Genomic DNA, 21,407 nt, shown 5'->3' with positions numbered 1-21,407 from the left:
GTTCATGAAGTGGATTAAGGCCCTACTGGCTACTGCCCTCGCCCTGACACTTACCTGGGTGCTCAACACCAAACAGGGCGACATTCCGCCGTTCGGCAAGTTTCTGAGCCCGTTTGGCGGGTTCTGGCGCAATGCTGAAGCCGCCAACAACTTTGCCGCCACTCAGACGCTGACGATTCCCGGGCTGCAAGAACCGGTGCAGGTGCGCTTCGACGACAAGCGCGTGCCGCACATTTTTGCCCGCAACGACCACGACCTGTACTTTGCCCAGGGCTACCTCACGGCCCGCGACCGGCTCTGGCAGATGGATTTCGTGACCCACGTAGCGGCCGGGCGGCTGTCGGAAATTGTGGGGCCGGCGCGGCTCGAAACCGACCGGTTTTTTCGCCGCATGGGTTTGAAGTTCGGGGCCGAGAAAACGCTGCAGACCATGATGGCCGACCCCACGACCCGCACGGTACTCACGTCGTATTCTGATGGGGTGAATGCTTACATTGCCAGCCTCAGCCCGAAGGATTACCCCTTTGAGTACAAGTTACTCGACTACGCGCCCGAGCCCTGGGAGCCCATCAAATGCTCGTTGCTGCTCAAATACATGGCCTTCGATTTGAGCGGCCGCTCCGACGATTTGCGCCTGTCGAATGCCTTGGGCAAATACGGCTCGGCGGTAGTGAAAGACCTGTTTCCCGACTATCCGCAGCGCGAAGACCCGATTGTGCCGGTAGGTACGCCCCTCGATTTTAAGCCACTGCCCGCGCCGCCTACACCACCGGCCTTCACGGCGGCCATGTCGGAAAAGGTGCCGCAGCGGGAGCCCGACCCGGAGCTGGGCTCCAATAACTTTGCCGTGGATGGGAAGAAATCGGCTTCGGGCTTCCCGATTCTGGCCAACGACCCACATCTGCAGCTCAACCTGCCCAGCATCTGGTACCAGGTGCAGCTCTCGGCCCCGGGCGTGAATGTGTACGGCGTCACGATTCCGGGCGCGCCCACGGTTATTATTGGCTTCAACGACCAGGTGGCCTGGGGCGTGACCAACGTGGCGGCCGACGTGATGGACTTCTACCAACTGAAGTTCAAAGACGCCTCGCAGCGCGAGTACTGGCACGACGGCCGCTGGAAACCAGTGCGCCGCGTGGTGGAGCACATCGTGGTACGCGGCCAGCCCGACCGCTACGACACTGTGCTCTACACCCACCACGGCCCCATCGTGTACGACAAGGACGAGAAGCCCTTCCTGACCCAGACGCCCATCCGGCACGCCATGCGCTGGACGGCCCACGACGCCGACAATGAAGTGCTGGCCTTCTATAAGCTCAACCGCGCCCAGAACTACCAGGACTACACCACGGCCCTGGCTTCCTACGGCTCGCCGGCCCAGAACTTCATCTTCGCCAGCCAGCAAAACGATATTGCCATCTGGCCCAACGGCCGCTTCCCGCTGAAATGGCGTGACCAGGGCAAGTTCATCCTCGACGGCACCGACCCAGCCTACGACTGGCAGGGCTGGATTCCGCAGACTCAGAACCCGCACGTGAAGAACCCGGCGCGGGGCTTTGTGAGCTCGGCCAACCAGTTTTCGGCCGGGCCCGACTACCCCTATTACCTGCACTGGAACTACGCCAGCTACGAGCGGGGCCACCGCATCAACGAGCGGCTGGCGAGCATGACGCGCGTGACGCCCGACAGCCTGCGCCTGCTCCAAACCGACAACCTCAACCTGAACGCTCAGCTGATGCTGCCCCGGATGCTAAGCCTGGTGCAGGCCGCCGGGCTGCCGGAGGGTGCGCGCCGGGCCTATGACGAGCTCAGCCACTGGAATTACTTCTACGAGGCCGACGCCATCGGGCCCAGCATCTTCGAGCTCTGGTACAACAACCTGGTAAAGCGCCTCTGGGAAGATGATTTCGGGCTGAAAGCTACCGGCCTGGAAATGCGCAGCCCCGGCCGCGACCGGACCAACACGCTGCTGCTGCAGGAGCCCAACTCCCGCTGGATCGACGACCGGCGCACGCCCGCCAAGGAAACCCTCGAAACCCTGGCGTTGCAGTCCTTGCAGTTCGCCACCGACTCGCTTACGCGCAAGTTTGGGCCGCTGGGACCCGAGTGGCGCTGGGCCCACCAGAAAAGCACCGACATTCTGCACCTGGCCCAGCTGGTCGGCTTCGGCCGGATGGATCTGAACGTGGGCGGCGGCGCGGGTATCGTGAATGCTACGTCGGAGCGCAACGGACCCTCGTGGCGCATGGTGGTGGCCCTGGGGCCGCGGGTGCAGGCCTACGGCGTGTATCCGGGCGGGCAGTCGGGCAATCCGGGCTCGGCTTTCTACGAAAACATGATTGATACCTGGAGCGCCGGCAAACTCGACGAGCTGGTATTTCTGCACTCCGCCGACGAAAAACACCCACGCCTGCAGGCCGCCTGGACGCTGCAGCAGTAACCGTTCGATTTCCTCATTTCCCTTCGATATCCGATGCGTCTTTTCCTGGCAATCCTCGTTCTAAGCGCCGCGGTGCAGTTTTTCCTGCCGTGGTGGGTTATTACGCCGCTCTGCTTCGCGGCAGCTTTCGTTTTGCAGCGCCACGGCGGCCGGGCCTTTCTGGCCGGCTTCAACGGGGTGGGTATCGGCTGGTTTGGGCTGGCGGCCTGGTGGAACATTGAAAATGAGGGCCTGCTGGCCCACCGCGTGGCCCAATTGCTACCGCTGGGCGGTAATAGCTGGGCGCTGGTAGTCGTGGCGGCAGTGCTGGGCGGATTGGTAGGCGGACTGGCAGCCCTGGCCGGTGCCTGGGTACGGCAGGCCGTAGCTCCGGCCGGGGTAGCAGTGGACGAAAGCGTCGTAGCTGAAACCGCGCTGCACCGCTGACACGTTGTTTGGTCTGTCATCCTGAGCTTGCGAAGGCCCTTCCTCGCCTAGTCCACTCAGGTTTATAACAATGTAAAAAAGCCCTTTACCACATCGGTGGCAAAGGGCTTTTTACGTTTAATCAAGCTTGTCGCTCAAATGAGGCAGGTTCTTCGCAAGCTCAGGATGACAGACCCGGAAAAATGGCGTTCCGTTAGATCGTCTAATCATTAATAATACTGCGAGATGAACGCAAAGGCCTGCAGGGTATAAGTGGCCGCTGAGGAAAAGTGGTTGCCACCGGGAATGGGCCGCAACTGCACCTGCGTCGCGCCTCGGGCCTTCATGGCGTTGTAGGCGTCCTGGGAGTTGAAGAAGGGCACATAATCATCGGCCGTGCCGTGGAAAAGAGCCAGCGGGGCTTTGGGCTGCCAGTCGTAGATGTCGTTGGCGCGGAAGGCGGTCAGCATTTGTTGGTCGGTTTTGTCCAGAATGCCCTGGCGGAAGGGGGCCGTAAACAGCTCCTTGGCGTGGCTGGGCACCTCGCCGTACAGGTTGGCTTGCAGCTGCGCGGCCCAGGGCTGGTTCACATAGAACGGAATAGGCCGGTTGATGTCGTAGACGCGGTTATAGGTATCGAGCACCCACACGTAGGTACTCAGGAAGCTCAGCGGCTCATCCGACTTCAGAATATAGTCGGCAAAGGCCGACTTGTGGTAGGCCCCGGCCCCCGGCGCGCTGGCCGTAACGGTAAACTCGCCGGCTGCTTTTTCCTCCATTAGCTTATGCAAAGCCAGCGTGGCGTAGCCGCCTTCGGAGTAGCCGAGCAAAAAGTTTTTCTGATTGAGCGTCAGCTTTTCCTTGGCCGCAAACTCGCGGGCGGCCCGCAGCATATCCAACGACGCCGACGCCAGGGAAGCGCCGTGCTCATACGGGTGGGGCTGGGCCTTGGAAGCGCCGTAGCCGATGTAGTCGGGGGCCGAAACGACGTAGCCAGTAGAAGCCAGCACCGACACGGCCGACCATACCTCACTGCTCTGGCTGTAGTACGAGGGCGCGCGGCCTTCATCATCGGGACGGATGGTGCCGTGCTGGTAGCTGAGCAGCGGCAGCGCCTGAGTCGTCACGGGCACCAGCAACGCCCCGGAAGCCGTAATGGCCTTGCCGTCGGTGTTGAGCGTGGTGTAGTTGAGGCGGTACACCCGAATCGGGTACTTGACCAGGGCCCCGGCAATGGGAATTTCGGAGACGCGCCCGGCCAGTGTGGCGGCCGAGTACTCGCCAATGAGCGTGCTGCTGACTAAATGGGTTTCCGGAGCAGCTGGGGTTTCGGCAGTAGTCTGCGGCGCAGCGGCATCTTTGGTGCAGCTAAGGCCCGAGGCGGTACTGACGCCGGCCCACAGCAGAAACACCAGGCGGGCGAGGCGGAAGTTGAATTTCGGATGTGTCACGCGGAAGGAAATACGTTGAGTTACCTTTCCATAACACCATGGTCCCCAAAAGATTTCATTGCCGCCGCCTGAAAATCCGGTGGTCTGGAATGAGTCGATAGTCGAATAAGATTTTCGTCGTCGCGCCGCTTAAAAGCAGCTAATGAGCTCATTGCTAACCAATATTGAAAACAACGACAGCAGTAGCGGGGCTTGAATTCGGATTTTTTACGGTTCGGTTCGCGGCAAAAAGGCGTAACTTGCTGACCAGTCTTGCTTTCAACGTTACGTTCTTCAGTGTCTTCCTTTACCCGCTTCTCCCGTTTTTCCCGCCCGCTGCTGCCAGCTTTGGGCCTGATTTTCTCCCTGACCCTGTCCGGCTGCGGCACTCGCACCGAAGGAGAAACCGCCGACACCAAAGCCACCGCTGAGGTTCCCGCCCAGCCCGTCGTAGTCGACAGCGCGGCCCTCAAAAAGCAGGTAATGCTGCGCGACTCGCTCAAGGCCGACTCCATCGTGAAGAAAAGCGGCCAGCTGCCGGGCGCTATTCTACCGGGCAAGCGCATCATTGCCTTCTATGGTAATATCCGCTCGAAGGGCATGGGTATTCTGGGCCGGGAGCCCAAGGAGCAGATGTTCCGCAAGTTTGAAGGCGTGCTCAAGGAGTGGCAGGCCGCTGACCCCAGCATTCCGGTGCAGGCCGCATTGCACAACGTGACCATCACGGCCCAGGGCACGGCTGGTAAAGACGGCAAATGGCGCCTGATGAACTCCAAAGCCACCATCGAGGAAGTACTGAGCTGGGCCAAGGAGCACAACTGCATCCTGTTTCTGGATGTGCAGCCCGGCCACAGCACCCTGCAGGCCGAGTTGCCCAAGCTGGAGCAGTACTTGAAAGACCCCATCGTACACCTCGGCATCGACCCTGAGTTTTCGCTTTCGACGATGCCCGGCGTGCGGCCCAACCAGAAAATCGGCACCCTCGACGCCAAGGACGTGAACTTCACCATCAACTTCCTGGCCCGTATCGTGAGCGAAAACAAGCTTCCGCCCAAGGTGCTGACGGTCCACCGCTTCACCCGGAAAATGCTGACCAACTACAAAAACATCAAGCTCGACCCCCGCGTGCAGGTGGTGATGCACATGGACGGCCACGGCGAGCCTACGCTCAAAAAGGACTCGTACCACGACTACATCCAGACCGAGCCCGTGCAGTACACCGGCTTCAAGCTGTTCTACGAGTACGACGCCCGGCCCAAGCCCCACCACATCATGACCCCCACCGAGGTCCTGACCCAGCTCACCCCCAAGCCACTCTACATTCAGTATCAGTAGCAGTGAGTTAGTGAGTTAGTGAGTTGTCGTTCTAGGCTTACTCTTTCTTCTCTATACCACACCACCAAAAAGCCCCGTCGTGTCGCACGATGGGGCTTTTTGGTGGTGTGGTATAGGACAATACTTGTCCCAGAGTAGTTCCGGACTGCATGCGGTGGCCCGGGACTTGTCCCACTGCTATTCTGGACCTCTTGTAGTGTCCCGGTACAAGTCTCGGGGCACTTCCGGACCTCATATAGGACACTCTGACTTGTCCCGGAGCGTTGTTGTAACGCCGATAGTGCCCCCGGCCAACTCGGGAGGCACTTCCTGCCTTTGTGTGGGGCATGTGGTCTAGGCCAGAGGCACTTTCGGAGGGCCTAAAGGCCCTGTCGAGTTGGCGACAGGACCTTCAGGCAAAAAACAAAGGCGGCCGGGCCAAGCCCAACCGCCTTTGCTGCTGCATAAGCGCCGCCGGAACGACAACTCACTGAATCACTATTTCACAACCTCACCGCTAGTGCGCCGCGTTCAGGTCAATAGCCTCGCCGCGCCGGGCGCGCTTGATGAGCATTACCAGCGGCAGGCAGGCCAGAAAGAAGAAGCCCAGCATGGAGAAGATCTGACCGTAGGTGATGATGGATACCTGCTTCATCAGAATGCCTTCCAGGGCAGCGTAGGCCTGCTGCTGGGCCTGCTCGGCTGAGAAGCCCTTCGACATGAAGTTGGCGGTGAAAGCCTGGACGCGCTGCACCGTTTCGGAATTATAGAGCGAGATATTGGGCAGCATGCCTACGCGGTTCTGGTAGATGCTGCGTTCCAGCACGGTACCCACAATGGCCACGCCAAAGGAGCCGCCAAGCTGCCGGATCATGCCGGTGAGGCCCGCCGCCTGCCCGGCTTCCTTGCCCTGCAGGCCAGCCAGGCTCATCGTAGTAATAGGCAGGAAAATCAGGCCCATGCCCAGGCCGCGCACCATCAGGGGCCAGAAGAAATTATCCTCGCCGGCCGTAGGCGAAATGATTTTGGCCATCCAGAACGTGAAGACGAAGAAGATGAAGAAGCCCACCGGAATCATGTACTTCTGGGGCACGCCGGCTTGCAGCATCTTGCCGATAACGGGCATCATAAACCCCGAAGCCAGGGCGCCGGGCAGCAGAATGAGGCCGGTTTGGGCCGCGCTGAAGCCCAGAATGCGCTGGGTAAAGATGGGAAAGATGAACACCGAGGCAAACATGCCGAAGCCCAGCACAAACGAGAGTACCGCGCCCACGGCCAGGTTGCGGCTCTTGCCCAGCACCCGCAGATCCACGATGGGCTGCTCGGCCGTGAGCTCACGCCACACGAAGCCCACCATCCCGATGACGGCCAGGGCGGTAAAGAACAGAATCAGGTTGTCTTCAAACCAGTCGTTGCTTTCGCCCTGCTCCAGCACGTACTGCAACGAGCCCACACCCAGAATCAGCAGGAAGATACCGGCCCAGTCGATTTCGCGCAGGGGCCGCGGAATGGCATTCTTGATGCGCTCCGGGTCGCGGATGAAGGCAATGGTGAAGATGGAGGCCATGATGCCCACGGGCACGTTCACGTAGAAAATCCAGGGCCAGTCGTAGTTATCCACGATAAAGCCGCCGAGCGTGGGGCCAATGGTAGGCCCGATGATGACGCCCATGCCGAACAAGGCCTGCCCCAGGGGCAGCTGCTTGGGCGGAAACGTATCAATCAGGATAGCCTGCGAGGTAGCCATGAGGGCGCCGCCGCCGATGCCCTGCACAAAGCGGAAGGCTACCAACTCCCAGATATTGGTGCTCTGGCCGCAGGCAATGGAGGCCAGCGTGAAGAGAATCACCGACACGAGGTAGTAGTTGCGGCGGCCAAACTGCTCGGCCAGAAAGCCCGTCATCGGAATCACGATGACGTTGGCAATGCCGTAGGAGGCCACCACCCAGCTTACTTCCTGCTGCGTGGCCGAGAGGTTGCCCATCATCTGGGTCAGGGCCACGTTCACGATGCTGGTATCAATAAGCTCCAGCAAGCAGCACATCACCACCGTAATGACGATGATCCACTTGGTAAATCCGGTTTCCATATTTTGAGGGTAGGAGGGTATGGGGGTAGGTGGGAGGGGGTTGGGGGAATAGTTGTTGTTGTGATTTACTGCTTTCCTTTGGCCTCACCCAGTAAATATCATGACCAACAGCCAGTCCAATTTTAACTTTGCGGAGGAGTTTCGGCAACGAACCAAAGCTTTTGCCCTGCGGATAATGAAGCTGGTTGACAACTTGCCGACTACGACTTCTAGCCGGGCAGCCGCAGCCCAACTGGTCCGGTCGGGCACCTCGGTGGCGGCCAACTATCGGGCAGCCTGCCGGGCTCGTTCCAACCGGGAATTTGCGGCCAAGCTGCACATTGCTCTGGAGGAAGCCGACGAATCGGTGCTGTGGCTGGAGCTACTGAACGAAAACGGCGTTTTACCTGCAGGTCGCCTAGACGACCTGCTCGCTGAAGCAAAAGCGCTAATGGCAATACTAGGCAAAGCCGAAAAGACCGCCCGGGAGAAAGTGAGGAAGGATATATAAGTAAGAAAACCCAAGACCTCATCCCTCCTATCCTCTTACCCCCATACCCACCTACCCTGAAATCTACTTCACCTTCACCGTGGCCGTCACGCTCATGCCGGCGCGCAGGGGGTGTTCGGGGTCTACTTTGTCGAGGGCAATTTTAACTGGTACGCGCTGGGTTACCTTCACGAAGTTGCCACTGGCATTGTCGGGGGGCAGCAGGGCGAAGCGGGCCCCGGTAGCGGCCGACAACGACTCGATGTGGCCCTCGAATTCCTGGTTAGGATAGGCATCGACCTCCACCGTTACGGGCTGGCCTACTTTCATCTTTTCGAGCTGGGTTTCCTTGAAATTGGCCACCACCCAGGTTTTCTCGGAGGCCACAAGGCCCATCAGCTGCTGGCCGGGCGACACTACCTGGCCGGGCTGCACGTTCTTGCGGCTTACGATGCCGTTGCCGGGCGCTACAATAGTCGTGTAGCTGAGCTGCAGCTTGGCGTTGTCGAGGTCGGCCTGGCGCTGCTTCACTACGGCCTGGGCTACGGCTACCTGCTGCTGGGCGGCGGCTACCTGCTGGCGGGCTACCTGCACCTGCTGCTGGGCCGTGGCGCGCTGGGCGCTGGTCGACTTCAGGTTGGCCTGCACCGCGTCGTACTCGCTCTGCGGGATGATGTCTTCCTTGCGCAAAAAGGCGCTGCGCTTCAAATCCTTTTCGAGACGGGAGCGGTTGGCGTCACTCACCCCAATAGTAGCCTGGGCCGTGCTAACGTTGGCCGAAGCAGTGCCCACGCCGGCGCGAGCCGCTACTACGTTGGCCTGGGCGGCAGCCAGGGCCGCTTCGGCGGCATTCACGCGCTGCTGGTAGTCGGCCGCATCCAGAATTGCCAGTACGTCGCCTTTTTTCACGACCTGGTTGTCCTGCACTTTCACTTCCAGCACGGGGCCACCCACGCGGGGCAGAATCGGGTACACGTCGCCTTCTACCTGGGCGTTGTCGGTTTCTTCGTGGCTCTGGCCAAACAGGTAGCGCTGGTAGCCGAAGTAGCCGCCCACTAGTAGTACGAGGGCCAGAATAATGAACACAAATGGGCGCTTCGAGCGGCCTTCCTGCTCTTCCACCTCGGGCTCGTAGGCCGGCGCGGAAACGGAATGGGGTGCAGCGACCTGATCGGGTTGAACGGGAGTTGCCATGAGAATTATCGGTAAGTAGTTGTTCGTGAAGTTGTGTTTCGGATGGAAAGCCAGCCAGGCGGCAGCAATTTCCTTAGGCAGATTTCCGGTATTCGCCGGGGCTCTGCGAGTTGACGAGCAGCGTGGCACACGGCGCGGTGCGCACCACGGCCTCGGCGGTACTACCCATCAGAAAGCGGGTCAGCCCGGTTTGGCCGTGTGCTCCTATTACGATTAAATCGGCAGCGTGACGGCGGGCGGCGGCCACGATTTCCTGGGCTGCGTCGCCGCGCAATACGCTGGTTGTTACCCGGGCGCCCACCTGCTCGGCCGCCGCCCGGTGCTGGGCCATCTGGGCGGCCAAGGCCAGGTCGGCTTTGCCATCGGCCAGCGCCGGCTGGGGCAGCAGCACGTGCAGCAGCCGCAGTTCGGCCTTCGCCCCCGCCGCCAGCGTAGCCGCATACGCCACCAACGACGCCGTAGCCACGGAGAAGTCAATCGGGCAAAATATGAGCGAAAGAGTCATGGGTGAGTTAGTGAATTAGTGAATTAGTGAATTGGTGACTTAGTGAGTTTTCTGTTCTACTTGCACGTATTGCGCGGCATTGAACAGAAAACTCACTAAGTCATTAAGTCACTATTTCACTGTGTCCCAGATCTGCTCGCCGGTGGCGCGCTTGAGTTGGTACTGGCCGAGAGTGTAGTTGTAGATGGACTGCAGGCGGGCCAGACGAGCCTGGGCCAGGGAGGTTTCGGCGTCCAGTACGTCGAGGTTGGTGCCTACGTCGTAGCGGTAGCGGGCTTTGGCGCGGGTAAGCGCGTCGGTGGCCTGGGCTATCTGCAGCTGGGCGTTTTCGTAGCGGGCCGTGCTGCTTTGCATATTATTGGCGGCTTGCCGCACGTCGGCCCGGATCTGCTCCTGGGTATCCTGGATGCGCGACTGGGCCCCGCGAATGTTGGCCAGGGCTTCGGTACGCTGGTTTTTGTTTTTGTTGCCGTCGTAAATCGGCACCGAGAGCTGCACCACCCCCACTGTGTTGGGCCGAATCCGGTTTAGCTCGGGCTGATAGCCGTTTTTGGCACCTACCTGGGCCCCCACGCCCAGCAGCGGCATGTTGCTGCGCTCAATGAGCTTGAGGTTGAGGTTGGCCGTTTGCTCGGCGTCGCGGGCCAGCTTCACTTCGGGGCGGTTTTCCACGGCCTGGTTCAGGGCCGCGTTTACGTCCACGGCCTGGGGCGTATAGGTGAAGGTGCCGCGCACGGGTACCGTTACATACTCAGGCTTGTGCAGCAAGCGGGCCAGCTGCACCTGCTGATTCTGGAGCTGGTTTTCCAGATCAATGCGGGTGTTCTGGGCCTGGGTAATGCGCACCTGTGTAGTCGTCACGTCGAACTTGGTGCTCACGCCGCCTTCCACGCGCTTTTCCATTTCGCGCTGGTGCTGCTTGAGCGAGGCAATCTGGGCGTCCTGCACCTTAATGCTTTCCCGCACGAACAGGATATTGTAGTACACCTGCGCGGCCGAATAGGCTAAGTCGCGGCGCGTCACGTTGATCTGGTCGGCGGCCGTCAGGCGGCGGCTTTCGGCCAGGTTGTAGGTGGCGTCTTTCTTGCCGAAGTCCAGAATACCGTACTGCACGGTAATGTGGGCGTCGTAGTTGTTGTTGGGCTGAAACTGAAATGCCGGGGCATCAGGCGAAATTTGCAGCTTCACGACTGGGTCGATACGGGTGTAGGTAGCCGTACCGGTTACCTGGGGCAGGAAGCCGCCCTTGGCTTGCGTCACGCGGCTACTGGCGGCGTTTACCTCCTCTTCGAGCGTCGTAATGGCCGGGTTGGCATCGAGTACGGAACGAATGGTACCGTCGAGGGAAAGAGAATCGGCAATGACCGGCCCCTGAGCGTGGGCCGCGCCGGCTACCGTCAGCAGCCCGAGGGCAAACAGCGAAGCGGCAAATAATGGTCGGGAGTGCATCGGAAAAACGACTTGTTGGTGAGCCGCCTTTACCTAACTGCATGCCAAGGCATTAAAAAACGATTAACCTCATCAAAAAACAGCCTTAGCATTGCGGAAACGAGGAAAATAATTTTACTCCGGCCCATCGGAAACTATAGACAGGCATACCTGTTTTGCTTATATATCAGGAATACCTGAAAATAAGTCCTGCTATTTCAGGAAAAAAGCCATGCCGAACCAAGACGATTCTCTGCTGCTATACTTGAATGAGGCCATTGCTACCACGCGCAGCAAGGAAAAGCTGTTTCAGATTGTCACGGAAAAGCTGCGGCTCATTTTCCGCTTCGATATGATTGCCGTAGTGACCTTCGACAGCAGCCATCAGTTCAAGCGGCTCTTTATGCGCGACTACCTCGGCGACGTGCCCGACAACGGCAGCCGCTTGTCCGAGCCTACGCTGGTAGCCGGCTCACCCACCGAGCTGTTTGTGCGCGACCCGCAGGTACAGCAGGTTGATATCCGGGAGCTGACACCCGACTACCCCGAGTTTCTGCCGTTTCTGCTGCTGCAGCAGCGTGGCATCTACTATGCCACGTTCGTACCTCTGCGCACCGGCGGCCAGCTCATTGGCCTGCTCTCGATGGCCGCCCGCCAACGGCCCGAGTTACTGCCCGACGACCGGCTGCTGCTCGAAAAAATCGGCAGTTTGGTAGCCGTGGCCGTGAGCAACACGCTGGCCTTCGAGGAAGTGGCCCGGCGGGAGCGGGAAAAGTCGCTGCAGCTGACGGTGACCAACGCCCTGCTCAGCCGCAAAGACCGGGCGGCGCTGTTTCTGACCGTGGCCGAGGAAATTGACCGGATTGTGCCCATCGACTACTTCGGCGTCCGGATTCGGCGGCCGGCGCTGGGCACGCAGGGTTTCGTGGAATTCAGCAAGCAGCCCGACGGCAGCTTTCTGGTGCTGGAAGACAGCCGCTGGGAAGGCGTGCCCGACCGGGAGCAGATGCAGGCCGAAATCATCGGGGTATTTACGCAGCCCTTGCTGTTTACCGGGCCCGAATTTGAGCAGGCCGCCCGCCGCTACCGCCTGCTGCAGTATACGATGGAGAAGAACGGCACCCGGGCCATGCTGGGCGTACCGCTTTGGAACAAGGCCGAACACGCCGCAGCTCTCATTCTGGCCAGCCACCGCCCCGACGCCTTCACCACCGACGACCTGAACCTGGTGATGAGCCTGGCCCCGCAAATCACGCTGGCTATGCAGAACCTGTACGCCTTCGAGCAGATTGAAGCCTTGCGGGCCCAGCTGGAGCGGGAAAAAACCTACCTCATCGACGAAATCAACACCACGGCCAAGTTCGAGGATTTCGTGGGCCAGAGCGCCATTATGCAGCAGGTTCAGACGCGCATTGCGCAAGTAGCGCCCACCGATACCACCGTGCTGATTACGGGCGAAACCGGCACCGGCAAGGAGCTGGTGGCCCGGGCCCTGCACAACCTTTCGCCCCGGAAAGAGCGCGCCCTGATCAAGCTCAACTGCGCCGCTTTGCCCGCCCAGCTTATCGAAAGTGAGCTATTTGGGCACGAGAAGGGTGCGTTTACGGGCGCCCACGACCGGCGCATCGGCAAGTTTGAGCTGGCCGACGGCGGCACTATTTTTCTGGATGAAGTAGGCGAATTACCACTCGACTTGCAGGCCAAGCTGCTGCGCGTACTGCAGGAAAAGGAATTTGAGCGCATTGGCGGCCGGCGCGTCATTCACACCGACGTGCGCGTAATTGCGGCCACCAATCGGGTGCTGGAAGACGAAGTGGCAGCCGGCCGTTTCCGAGCCGACTTGTACTACCGCCTCAACGTGTTTCCGGTGCGACTACCGGCCCTGCGCGAGCGGCCCGAGGATATTGAGCCGCTGATGCGCCACTTCTTGGAACGCTTCACCAAGCAGATGGGCAAACCAGTGCGTGGCCTGCGCGAGCGGGACCTGCGGGCCATGCAGCAGTATAGCTGGCCAGGCAACGTGCGCGAGCTGGAACACGTGCTGGAGCAGGCCGTCATCGTGAGTCAGGGCTCCTTTCTGGAGTTTGCCGGCTTCTCGGCCGTGGCGGCGCAGGCCGGGCCACCCTTGTCGTTTCTGGAGCAGAATGAGCCCCTGAAAACTCTGCGCGAGCAGGAGCGCGACCATATTATGGCGGCCCTGCGGCGCACCGGCGGCCGGGTGAGCGGCCCTAACGGCGCGGCGGCTATCCTGGACATCAACGCCAAAACTCTGGAAGCCCGCATGAAAAAGCTCGGCATCCGGCGCGAGCATCAGGTAGTGGAGTAGTGCACCCAGTAGCACGAAGCTTGTAGTTGACGCTACCGAGCTTCAGCCGAACCCGACGCGGTTTGTTGCCGTTTTGCCCGTACTTTCCAACCTCAATGCCCGACTCCACCGCCCCGTTTACGCCCGCTCAGCTCACCCGCGACCATATCCTGCGGGCCCTGCGCCAGATTGACCGGGAAGCCCGGCCGCTGCCGCCCAGCACGGTGTACGACCTGGTGTATAAGGGCCGGCGCTACCCGCCGCGGCCAGTGCTGCAGCTGGCGTTCCGGCTGGCTAGCGGGCAGCCCGAAGCCACCTTGCCCCTGCTGGCCCGAAACCGAACCAACCAACTACTGGAGCAGCTCGACTTTACCGTAACCACCAAGCGGCCCATCCTGGCCAACTCGCCTCACGACGGCGACGTGGCCGCGCAGGATGCCATGCGGGAGCTGTATACCGGCAATGGGCACGAAGTTGCCAAGCCGGGCAAGGGGCGGGAACAGGAGCCCGCAGAAGCCCCGATACCGGTGGTTGCGGAGCCGAAGCTGGAGTATGAGCTGCCGCCCGCCACGCCCTACACCCACGAAATGGCGCTGGGGGAGCTGTTTTTATCGGCCGAAAATCTGGGGCAGGCGGAAACGGCCTTGCAGCGGCGGCGCAACCTGATTTTGCAGGGGCCACCGGGTACCGGCAAAACGTTTCTGGCCCGGCGGCTGGCCTGGCTGGGGTTGGGCAGCACTGATGCGGCCCGCGTGGAGCTGGTCCAGTTTCACCCCAGCTACAGCTACGAAGACTTTATCCAGGGCTTTCGGCCCGATATACACGGCACGTTTCGCCTCACGCCCGGCGTGTTGCTCGACCTGTGTCAGAAAGCCGCTGCCGACCCGGATAAGCCGTATTTTCTGCTCATCGACGAAATAAACCGGGGCAACGTGAGCCGGATTTTCGGGGAGCTACTGCTGCTTTTGGAGGCCGATAAGCGCGGGCCCCAGCACGCTGTGCGCCTGCCCTACGCCCCGGCCGACGCACCCCGGTTTTTTGTACCCGACAACCTATTCGTCGTTGCCACCATGAATACGGCCGACCGGTCGTTGGCCCCGCTCGACTACGCCCTGCGCCGCCGTTTTGCCTTCGTGCAGATGCGGCCCGAGTTTGGCGCGCCACTACAGGAATTTCTGGCGGCGCAACGGGTGCCGAAAGTTGTCATCAGCCGCTTGGTAAACAAGCTGACCGAGCTGAATCAGGCCATTGCCGACGACCCCGAGCTGGGCCCCGACTTTGAGTTGGGCCACAGCTACTTCTGCCAGCCGCCCGCCCGTCCTGAGCAGGCCGCCGCCTGGCTGGAGTCAATTCTGACCCAGGAAATAGCGCCCCTGCTGGATGAGTACTGGCTCGACCAGCCCGCCAAAGCTGCCGCCCACCGCCGCAAGCTGCTCGGCAAATAGCGCACGGGCATGATTCCAATTCAGAACCTGTACTACCTGCTCTGCTACGCCTGGAACCGGCTGCCGGAGCGCGAGGAGCTGGCGGCGGTGGAGGCTATGCCGTTTCATAAGCCCCTAGAGCTGCTTACCCAGGTGCTGCTCGGCGGTACGCGGCGGCTGTTGCGCCAGGGTCTGGCCATGGCGTATGGCGAGCGGGAAGAGGAGCTGCCCGAGCTGCGGGGCCGCCTGCTGCTCACGCCCAGCCTGAGCCGCGACTTGCTGCGGCGCGGCCGGGCCGTGTGCGCCTACGACGAGCTGAGCCCCAACACGCCCTTCAACGGGCTGCTGCTGGGCGTGCTGGAGCAATTGAGCCGCACCCGGGCGTTGCCGGCCGCGTTGCGCCACGAGGTGGGCACGGTGCGTCGCCGCTTTCCAGCGGCAGTCGTGCCGGTAGCCTGCACCACCCACACGCTGCGACGGGTGCGCAGGCTGCGGCTGCCGGGGCAGGAAGCCTTTCTGCTCAACATCTGCGCCCTGCTGCACCAGAGCCGCCTGCCTGCACCCGCCGCGGCGGGCCGCACCCGCTTCCGGGATTTTCGGCGCGACGAGCGGCTGATGGCCCAGCTGTTTGAGGCGTTTGTGCGCAACTTCTACCGCCACGAGCAGCGCCGGTTTCGGGTGCTGTCCGAAACCATTGCTTGGCAGGCCGAAACCGGGCAAACCGCCGATATGGCCCTGCTGCCGGTGATGATAACCGACACGACGCTGGAAGCTCCCGACCGCAAAGTTATCCTCGACACGAAGTACTACGCCGCCGCCCTGCGCCTGCGCTACGATCAGCAAAAACTGATTTCGCCCCACCTCTACCAGCTTTACGCCTACCTCCAGAACCAGCCCAAAGCGCCAGACCAGCAGCTGGAAGGTATCCTGCTCTACCCCGCCGCCCAGCAAACGGTGGATGTACGCTACACCCTCGGCGGCTTCCCCGTGCGCGTCGTCACCATCAACCTGAACCAGCCCTGGTCCGGCATTCACCATGATTTGCTGGCGCTGATTGAATAAGCTGTGTCATTGCAAGCAGCACAAAGCAATCCGTCCGCTGCGCAGTACGACACGCCCTTTTACCAGAAAGCCCTTCCCCATTGCGACGGGAAAGGGCTTTTCGTTTTAGAAAGTACCGCACATTTCAGCGGACGGATTGCTTCATCCTGCGTCCTCGCAAGGACAAAACGCGCTGCCGCGCAATGACACACGGTGGAATGCGCGGCCAGAACGAAAAATCACAATTTCACCACTTCACTATTTCACCGTTTGCAGCCCCCGGCAGCCACTGCGTGTCTGTGGAATTGAGTTTTCCCGCATTTCTGCCTAAACTGCTTTCACTCCTTCTATTTACCAAACTTCTACCCCTTGAAACGACGCGAATTTGTCGGGCTGACCAGCTTAGCAGCCGGCGCCCTATTCCTGCCCGGTTTCCCCGGTTTCGGCGGCACCCCGGTTGACCCCGAGCGGCTGCTGGAAGGCGTGGACCCCGCCCTGAAAAAGCGCCTAGCCGATGCAGCCCTGAACGCGGCTAAGTCGGCGGGGGCTACCTACGCCGACGTGCGCATCGGGCGCTACCTCAACCAGAGCATCTTCACCCGCGAAAAGCAGGTGCAGAACATTAGCAGTGGGGAAAGCTTCGGTGCGGGCGTGCGGGTGCTGGCCGATGGCAACTGGGGCTTTGCTGCCACCAACACCGTAACGGAAGCGGGCCTGGCCAAAGCCGCGCAGCTAGCCGTAGCCATTGCCAAAGCCAACGCCAAAGTGCAAAAGGAAAAGGTGAACCTGGCCCCGCAACAGGGCTACGGCGAGGTCTCCTGGAAGACTCCTATCGTGCAGAATGCCTTCGAGGTGCCCATTGCCCAGAAAGTGGAGCTGCTGCTGACCGCCAACGCCAAAGCGCTGGAAAACGGCGCGAGCTTCGTCAATTCTACCTTGTTTCAGATCAACGAGCAGAAGTACTTTGCCAGCACCGACGGGTCCTACATCGACCAGGACGTGCACCGCATCTGGCCCACCTTCGGCGTGACGGCCGTAGACCGCGCCACCGGCAAGTTCCGGACCCGTGAGGCCCTGAGCGCGCCCATGGGTATGGGCTACGAATACATGATGCCCAAAGCGGCCGACAAGATTGCCGGCCCCGCGGGCACGGGCCTGATCGGCTACAAGAATAGCTACGACATACTGGAAGATGCCGCCCTGGCTGCCCAGCAGGCCAAAGGCAAGCTCACAGCAAAATCGGTGACGCCAGGAAAATACGACATCGTGCTGGACCCCAACCACCTGGGCCTGACGATTCACGAAAGCATAGGCCACGCCACCGAGCTGGACCGCGTGCTGGGCTACGAGGCCAACTACGCCGGCACCTCGTTTGCCACCCTGGAGTGGAAGGCCAAAAACCAGCCCTACGGCTCGAAGCTCGTCAACATCATTGCCGACAAAACCCAGCCCGGCTCCCTGGGCGCGGTCGGCTACGACGATGAGGGCGTGAAAACCAAGCAGTGGGACATCATCCGGGACGGCAAGCTGGTAGATTACCAGAAAATCCGGGACCAGGCCGCCATGGTGGGCCAGAAGGAGTCGGATGGGTGCTGCTATGCGCAGTCGTGGCAGGATGTGCAGTTTCAGCGCATGGCCAACATCAGCCTCAAGCCCGGTACCCAGAAAATGAGCGTCGACGACATGATTAAGGGTGTCGATAAGGGCATTTACATTGCCGGCCGCGGCTCGTTCAGCATCGACCAGCAGCGCTACAACTTCCAGTTTGGCGGCACAGTGTTCTACGCCATCGAGAAAGGCAAAATTGCCGGTCAGCTCGAAGACGTAGCCTACCAGGCCAACACCCAGGAGTTCTGGAACAGCTGCGCGGCCATCTGCGACGAGTCGGACTACCGGTTGTTCGGCTCCTTCTTCGACGGTAAGGGCCAGCCGCCCCAGGTGTCGGCCGTAAGCCACGGCAGCAGCACCACCCGCTTCAACGGCGTCAACATCATCAACACCGCCCGCAAAATCGGGTAAGTTTTTAATGTGCTCAGGTGCTAATGTGAAGAATGTGCTCTTTTCGGTCTGTTCGGCCGCAATACGATAAAGTCGGATTCAACACCGGCCGATAACCCTATCGTCCGTATCTCTTTCGACTTCGCCTTGCAAATACTGGCCTATGTTCAGGAACTGGAGCAGGTTCGGCGCTTCGTTATTGCGCAGCAGCTGTTGCGCAGCGGCACTTCCATCGGGGCCAACGTGCGCGAAGCTCAACACGCTGAAAGCCGGGCCGACTTCGTGCACAAATGCAAGGTAGCCGCCAAGGAAGCCGCTGAAACGGAGTATTGGCTATTGCTGTGCAAGCATGCTCCATCTTACCCCAAACCGCCGGCTACCCTATTTGCCACGCTGCTCGATATTCAACGGCTTCTGTCGCGCATCATCAGCAGCACAAAGTACAATGCCACCGGCACTAGTAACGACCCGCATTGAACAGCACATTATCCATTAGCACATCAGCACTTTCCCACATCAGCACATTACCCAACATGGCAATACTAACCAAAGACGAAGCCCAGGCTATCCTGAAAAAGGTACTGAGCTTTAGCACGGCCAATGAGTGCGAGGCTACGCTCACCGGGCAGATGGGCGGCAACGTCCGCTCGGCCCGCAACGCCATCAGCACCGCCGGCGCCGTCGAAAACGTGCAGCTGAACGTTGAATCCCGGTTTGGCAAGCGCAGCGGCATGGCCACCTGCAACGAGTTCGACGAGGCCACGCTACGCCGCTGCGTGCAGCGGGCCGAGGAAATTGCGAAGCTGGCTCCCGAAAGCCCCGAATATATGCCCATGCTCGGCCCCCAGCAGTATCTGGACGGCGGCAAAGCCTACGTGCAGAGCACGGCCGACATTACGCCCGACTACCGCGCCCAGCAAACGGCGGCCAGCTTGCAGCTCTGCGAGAAGCGCAAGCTTTCCTCGGCCGGCTTCCTCAACGACAGCACCGGCTTCGTGGCCAAGCGCAACAGCAAAGGCCTCGAAGCCTACCAGCGTGCCACTACCCTGGAATATTCCGTGACGGTGCGCACCCCCGACGGCACCGGCTCGGGCTACGCCACGGCCGACTACAACGACATCAGCAAGTTCGACGCGGGCCGCCTCACCCAGATTGCGGCCGACAAAGCGTCGGGCTCGATGAACGCCAAGGCCATTGAGCCCGGCAGGTACACCGTGATTCTGGAGCCGGCCGCGCTGGTGGCTAATACCGATGCCTCGCTGCTACAGGCCCTGATGGGCGCCATGGATGCCCGCGCCGCCGACGAGGGCCGCAGCTTCCTGAGTAAAAAGGGCGGCGGCAACCGCAAGGGCGAAAAGCTCTTCGATGAGCGGGTTACCATCTACTCCGACCCAACCAGCGCCGACGTACCCGACCAGATTTTTGCCAACGACGGCCGGCCCCAGAAAAAAGTCACCTGGATTGAGAAAGGCGTGGTCAAGAATCTGTATTCGTCGCGCTTCTGGGCCCAGAAAGCCGGCATTCCGGATATTCCGCCGCCCGGCGGCTGGATTATGGAAGGCGGCACCCAGAGCTTGCAGGACATGATAAAGGGCACGGCCAAGGGCATTCTAGTCACGCGCCTGTGGTATATCCGCCCCGTCGATCCGCAGACGCTGCTCTACACCGGCCTCACGCGCGACGGAACCTTCTACATTGAGAATGGCCGCATAAAGCACCCGGTGAAGAACTTCCGCTTCAACGAAAGCCCCATCGTCATGCTCAACAACCTGGAAGCCATTGGCAAGCCCCAGCGCGTGGGCGGCAACATGGTGCCCCCGCTTAAAATCCGGGAATTCAACTTTACCAGCCTCTCCGACGCGGTGTAGCCGGCGGGATTTATTTCCATAATTTGCGGCTTCTTCCCTTGGGAGGAAGCCGTTTTTTATTCTTTTCTCGCCTGTATCCGCATGAAGCAAATTCTCTACGCAGCTGCTTTCTTATTGCCCTTCGTTACTGCCGCCCAGCAAACCACCCCGGCCGCGCCCGCAGCTACCGTAACGTTTGCTGACACGGCCGTGTATCGTGCCAACAACTATCTATCCTTTATGCCCGGCTCAATGCAGCTGATGGATGGCCGCACCGTGCAGGGCTACCTGCCCATACAGACGATGTACCCCGGGATTGATTATACATTTATCTACTATCTGGCCCACCCTAAAAGCAAGCCCAAGCCCGCCAAACAAACCGTGCAGGTAGCCCAGGTGCAAAGCGTAACAGTAGCGGGGCACTACCTCGAGTCGATGCGGGTGCCCGGTGAGCAGAAGGTAAAAATTCTGGCAGAGCGGTTCGTGAACGGGCCGGTGGAGGTGTTTCTGCAGGCAGAGCCTCAGCGCATACCCTTGCCCATTCCGATAGCGGGAGCCATGCTGCATACGGCGGTACCGTATACCAACAGTCACTTTTTTGTTCGCCGCAATGGCAGCCTGATCAAGGTGGAGCGCAGCTCTTTCAAAACCCAAATGAGTCAGTATCTGCAGGATTACCCCGAGTTGGCCACGAAAGTAAGCCAAGGCACAAAAGATTACCACTACCGCAACCTGCTGGCTATTATCACGGAATTCAACGCTCATATCGGCAGTACGCCGGGCTCTGGCCAATAAAGGCTACTACTTCGCATTGCCTGCACAAAGCCTCCGCGCCCAACAGCTGCGGAGGCTTTTGCTTTTGCCGGGGCTGACGCAATGAAGGTGCCGCCCGCGTTGAGTAGCAAGTACACAGCCACATATAGTGCGGCAGCTCTGCAACCATTCGGGCCGGTGGCGTCTCGTAAGTATACCCGCCCCGGCGGTTGCCAGCATTATTTTCCCACTCTACTCTCTTTACTTATGCGTCTGAATTTTACTACTGCCCGTCAATTAGTTGCTGGTATGAGCTTGTTGGCCGGCCTGGGCCTGGCCGGCTGCGCCGACAAATCGGAGGAGCCAGCTCCCGCGGAAGCTCCCTGCGGCACGGTAGCCATTGTGCGGCTCTGCCCCGGCAACACGCTGATGTGCCCCACCGAGCACACCACCCTGGAACTGCCCGACGGCACCCGGCTGCGGCCCACCGGCCCGCTTTGGGAAACCTACGAGCCTGGTCAGGTCGACGGCATGGCTATTAAAATCGGTTACACGCTGGGAACGCCGATAACGAGTGACGGCCCCGGCACATCGTATGCCACCATCACCTGCCTCGACCCGGCAGTATGGTGGTGCGGCACGAGCGACCTGATGAACCGAAGCGCATTGTCGCCCATGCGTAAGCTTAAGTCGCGCTAAGCAGCCAACGAAAGGCCCCGGATTCAGTTGAATCCGGGGCCTTTTTAATGATTACTGGGCAGAGTG

At 60.5% G+C, this 21,407-nt stretch carries 17 protein-coding genes; 12 read left to right on the top strand and 5 right to left on the bottom strand.

What is annotated here, in order from left to right:
• Positions 1–4: 4 nt before the first annotated feature.
• Together LGH74_RS14915 and LGH74_RS14910 are read left to right on the top strand one after the other, a co-directional pair.
• Positions 5–2,440, top strand: a complete 2,436-nt coding sequence (locus tag LGH74_RS14915) for a penicillin acylase family protein (protein ID WP_226176876.1) — start codon at positions 5–7, stop codon at positions 2,438–2,440.
• A gap of 33 nt (positions 2,441–2,473) precedes the next feature.
• Positions 2,474–2,866, top strand: coding sequence for a hypothetical protein (locus tag LGH74_RS14910; RefSeq protein ID WP_226176875.1), 393 nt, complete (start codon positions 2,474–2,476; stop codon positions 2,864–2,866).
• A 209-nt stretch (positions 2,867–3,075) separates the two neighbouring features.
• Here the strand turns inward: LGH74_RS14910 and LGH74_RS14905 are convergent, their stop codons facing one another.
• Entirely contained in the window at positions 3,076–4,296 is a 1,221-nt protein-coding gene (locus tag LGH74_RS14905; RefSeq protein ID WP_226176874.1) for an alpha/beta hydrolase family protein, read from the bottom strand.
• Between the two features lie 276 nt (positions 4,297–4,572).
• Here LGH74_RS14905 and LGH74_RS14900 point away from each other — a divergent pair, with 276 nt between their 5' ends.
• A complete protein-coding gene (locus tag LGH74_RS14900; protein ID WP_226176873.1) occupies positions 4,573–5,610 on the top strand; it encodes a hypothetical protein in 1,038 nt (345 codons plus the stop codon).
• Positions 5,611–6,106: 496 nt separating this feature from the next.
• On the opposite strand, the gene LGH74_RS14895 is transcribed toward LGH74_RS14900, so the two are convergent.
• A complete protein-coding gene (locus LGH74_RS14895; RefSeq protein WP_226176872.1) occupies positions 6,107–7,678 on the bottom strand; it encodes a DHA2 family efflux MFS transporter permease subunit in 1,572 nt (523 codons plus the stop codon).
• Positions 7,679–7,778: 100 nt separating this feature from the next.
• On the opposite strand from LGH74_RS14895, the gene LGH74_RS14890 reads away from it, so the two are divergent.
• Positions 7,779–8,168, top strand: a complete 390-nt coding sequence (locus LGH74_RS14890) for a four helix bundle protein (RefSeq protein ID WP_226176871.1) — start codon at positions 7,779–7,781, stop codon at positions 8,166–8,168.
• A 63-nt stretch (positions 8,169–8,231) separates the two neighbouring features.
• Here LGH74_RS14890 and LGH74_RS14885 read toward each other — a convergent pair whose 3' ends face one another.
• The 3 genes from LGH74_RS14885 to LGH74_RS14875 form a co-directional block, all read right to left on the bottom strand.
• Positions 8,232–9,341 carry an HlyD family secretion protein gene (locus LGH74_RS14885; protein WP_226176869.1) on the bottom strand — a complete coding sequence of 370 codons (1,110 nt, stop codon included), beginning with the start codon at positions 9,339–9,341 and terminating at the stop codon, positions 8,232–8,234.
• A gap of 73 nt (positions 9,342–9,414) precedes the next feature.
• The gene (locus tag LGH74_RS14880; RefSeq protein ID WP_226176868.1) at positions 9,415–9,846 is read right to left on the bottom strand and encodes a universal stress protein; all 432 of its coding nucleotides are present in this window, start codon (positions 9,844–9,846) and stop codon (positions 9,415–9,417) included.
• A gap of 111 nt (positions 9,847–9,957) precedes the next feature.
• Positions 9,958–11,295: a TolC family protein gene (locus LGH74_RS14875; RefSeq protein ID WP_226176867.1), complete on the bottom strand. Its 1,338-nt coding sequence runs from the start codon at positions 11,293–11,295 to the stop codon at positions 9,958–9,960.
• 211 nt (positions 11,296–11,506) lie between these two features.
• Here LGH74_RS14875 and LGH74_RS14870 point away from each other — a divergent pair, with 211 nt between their 5' ends.
• From LGH74_RS14870 to LGH74_RS14835, 8 genes are all read left to right on the top strand, one after another.
• The gene (locus tag LGH74_RS14870; protein WP_226176866.1) at positions 11,507–13,600 is read left to right on the top strand and encodes a sigma-54-dependent Fis family transcriptional regulator; all 2,094 of its coding nucleotides are present in this window, start codon (positions 11,507–11,509) and stop codon (positions 13,598–13,600) included.
• Positions 13,601–13,695: 95 nt separating this feature from the next.
• The gene (locus LGH74_RS14865) at positions 13,696–15,024 is read left to right on the top strand and encodes an AAA family ATPase (protein WP_226176865.1); all 1,329 of its coding nucleotides are present in this window, start codon (positions 13,696–13,698) and stop codon (positions 15,022–15,024) included.
• Between the two features lie 9 nt (positions 15,025–15,033).
• Positions 15,034–16,065, top strand: coding sequence for a 5-methylcytosine restriction system specificity protein McrC (locus tag LGH74_RS14860; protein WP_226176864.1), 1,032 nt, complete (start codon positions 15,034–15,036; stop codon positions 16,063–16,065).
• Positions 16,066–16,413: 348 nt separating this feature from the next.
• Positions 16,414–18,063: a TldD/PmbA family protein gene (locus LGH74_RS14855; protein WP_226176863.1), complete on the top strand. Its 1,650-nt coding sequence runs from the start codon at positions 16,414–16,416 to the stop codon at positions 18,061–18,063.
• A 48-nt stretch (positions 18,064–18,111) separates the two neighbouring features.
• Positions 18,112–18,519, top strand: a complete 408-nt coding sequence (locus LGH74_RS14850; protein ID WP_262904670.1) for a four helix bundle protein — start codon at positions 18,112–18,114, stop codon at positions 18,517–18,519.
• A gap of 56 nt (positions 18,520–18,575) precedes the next feature.
• Positions 18,576–19,910, top strand: coding sequence for a TldD/PmbA family protein (locus LGH74_RS14845; RefSeq protein ID WP_226176861.1), 1,335 nt, complete (start codon positions 18,576–18,578; stop codon positions 19,908–19,910).
• Positions 19,911–19,991: 81 nt separating this feature from the next.
• A complete protein-coding gene (locus tag LGH74_RS14840) occupies positions 19,992–20,684 on the top strand; it encodes a hypothetical protein (RefSeq protein ID WP_226176859.1) in 693 nt (230 codons plus the stop codon).
• A 225-nt stretch (positions 20,685–20,909) separates the two neighbouring features.
• Entirely contained in the window at positions 20,910–21,341 is a 432-nt protein-coding gene (locus tag LGH74_RS14835; RefSeq protein ID WP_226176857.1) for a hypothetical protein, read from the top strand.
• Positions 21,342–21,407: the final 66 nt, after the last annotated feature.

This window comes from Hymenobacter lucidus (assembly GCF_020447265.1).
Taxonomy (GTDB): Bacteria; Bacteroidota; Bacteroidia; order Cytophagales; family Hymenobacteraceae; genus Hymenobacter; species Hymenobacter lucidus.
Note: the sequence above shows the minus strand (reverse complement) of the source record. Positions and strands in the feature narration are given on the sequence as shown.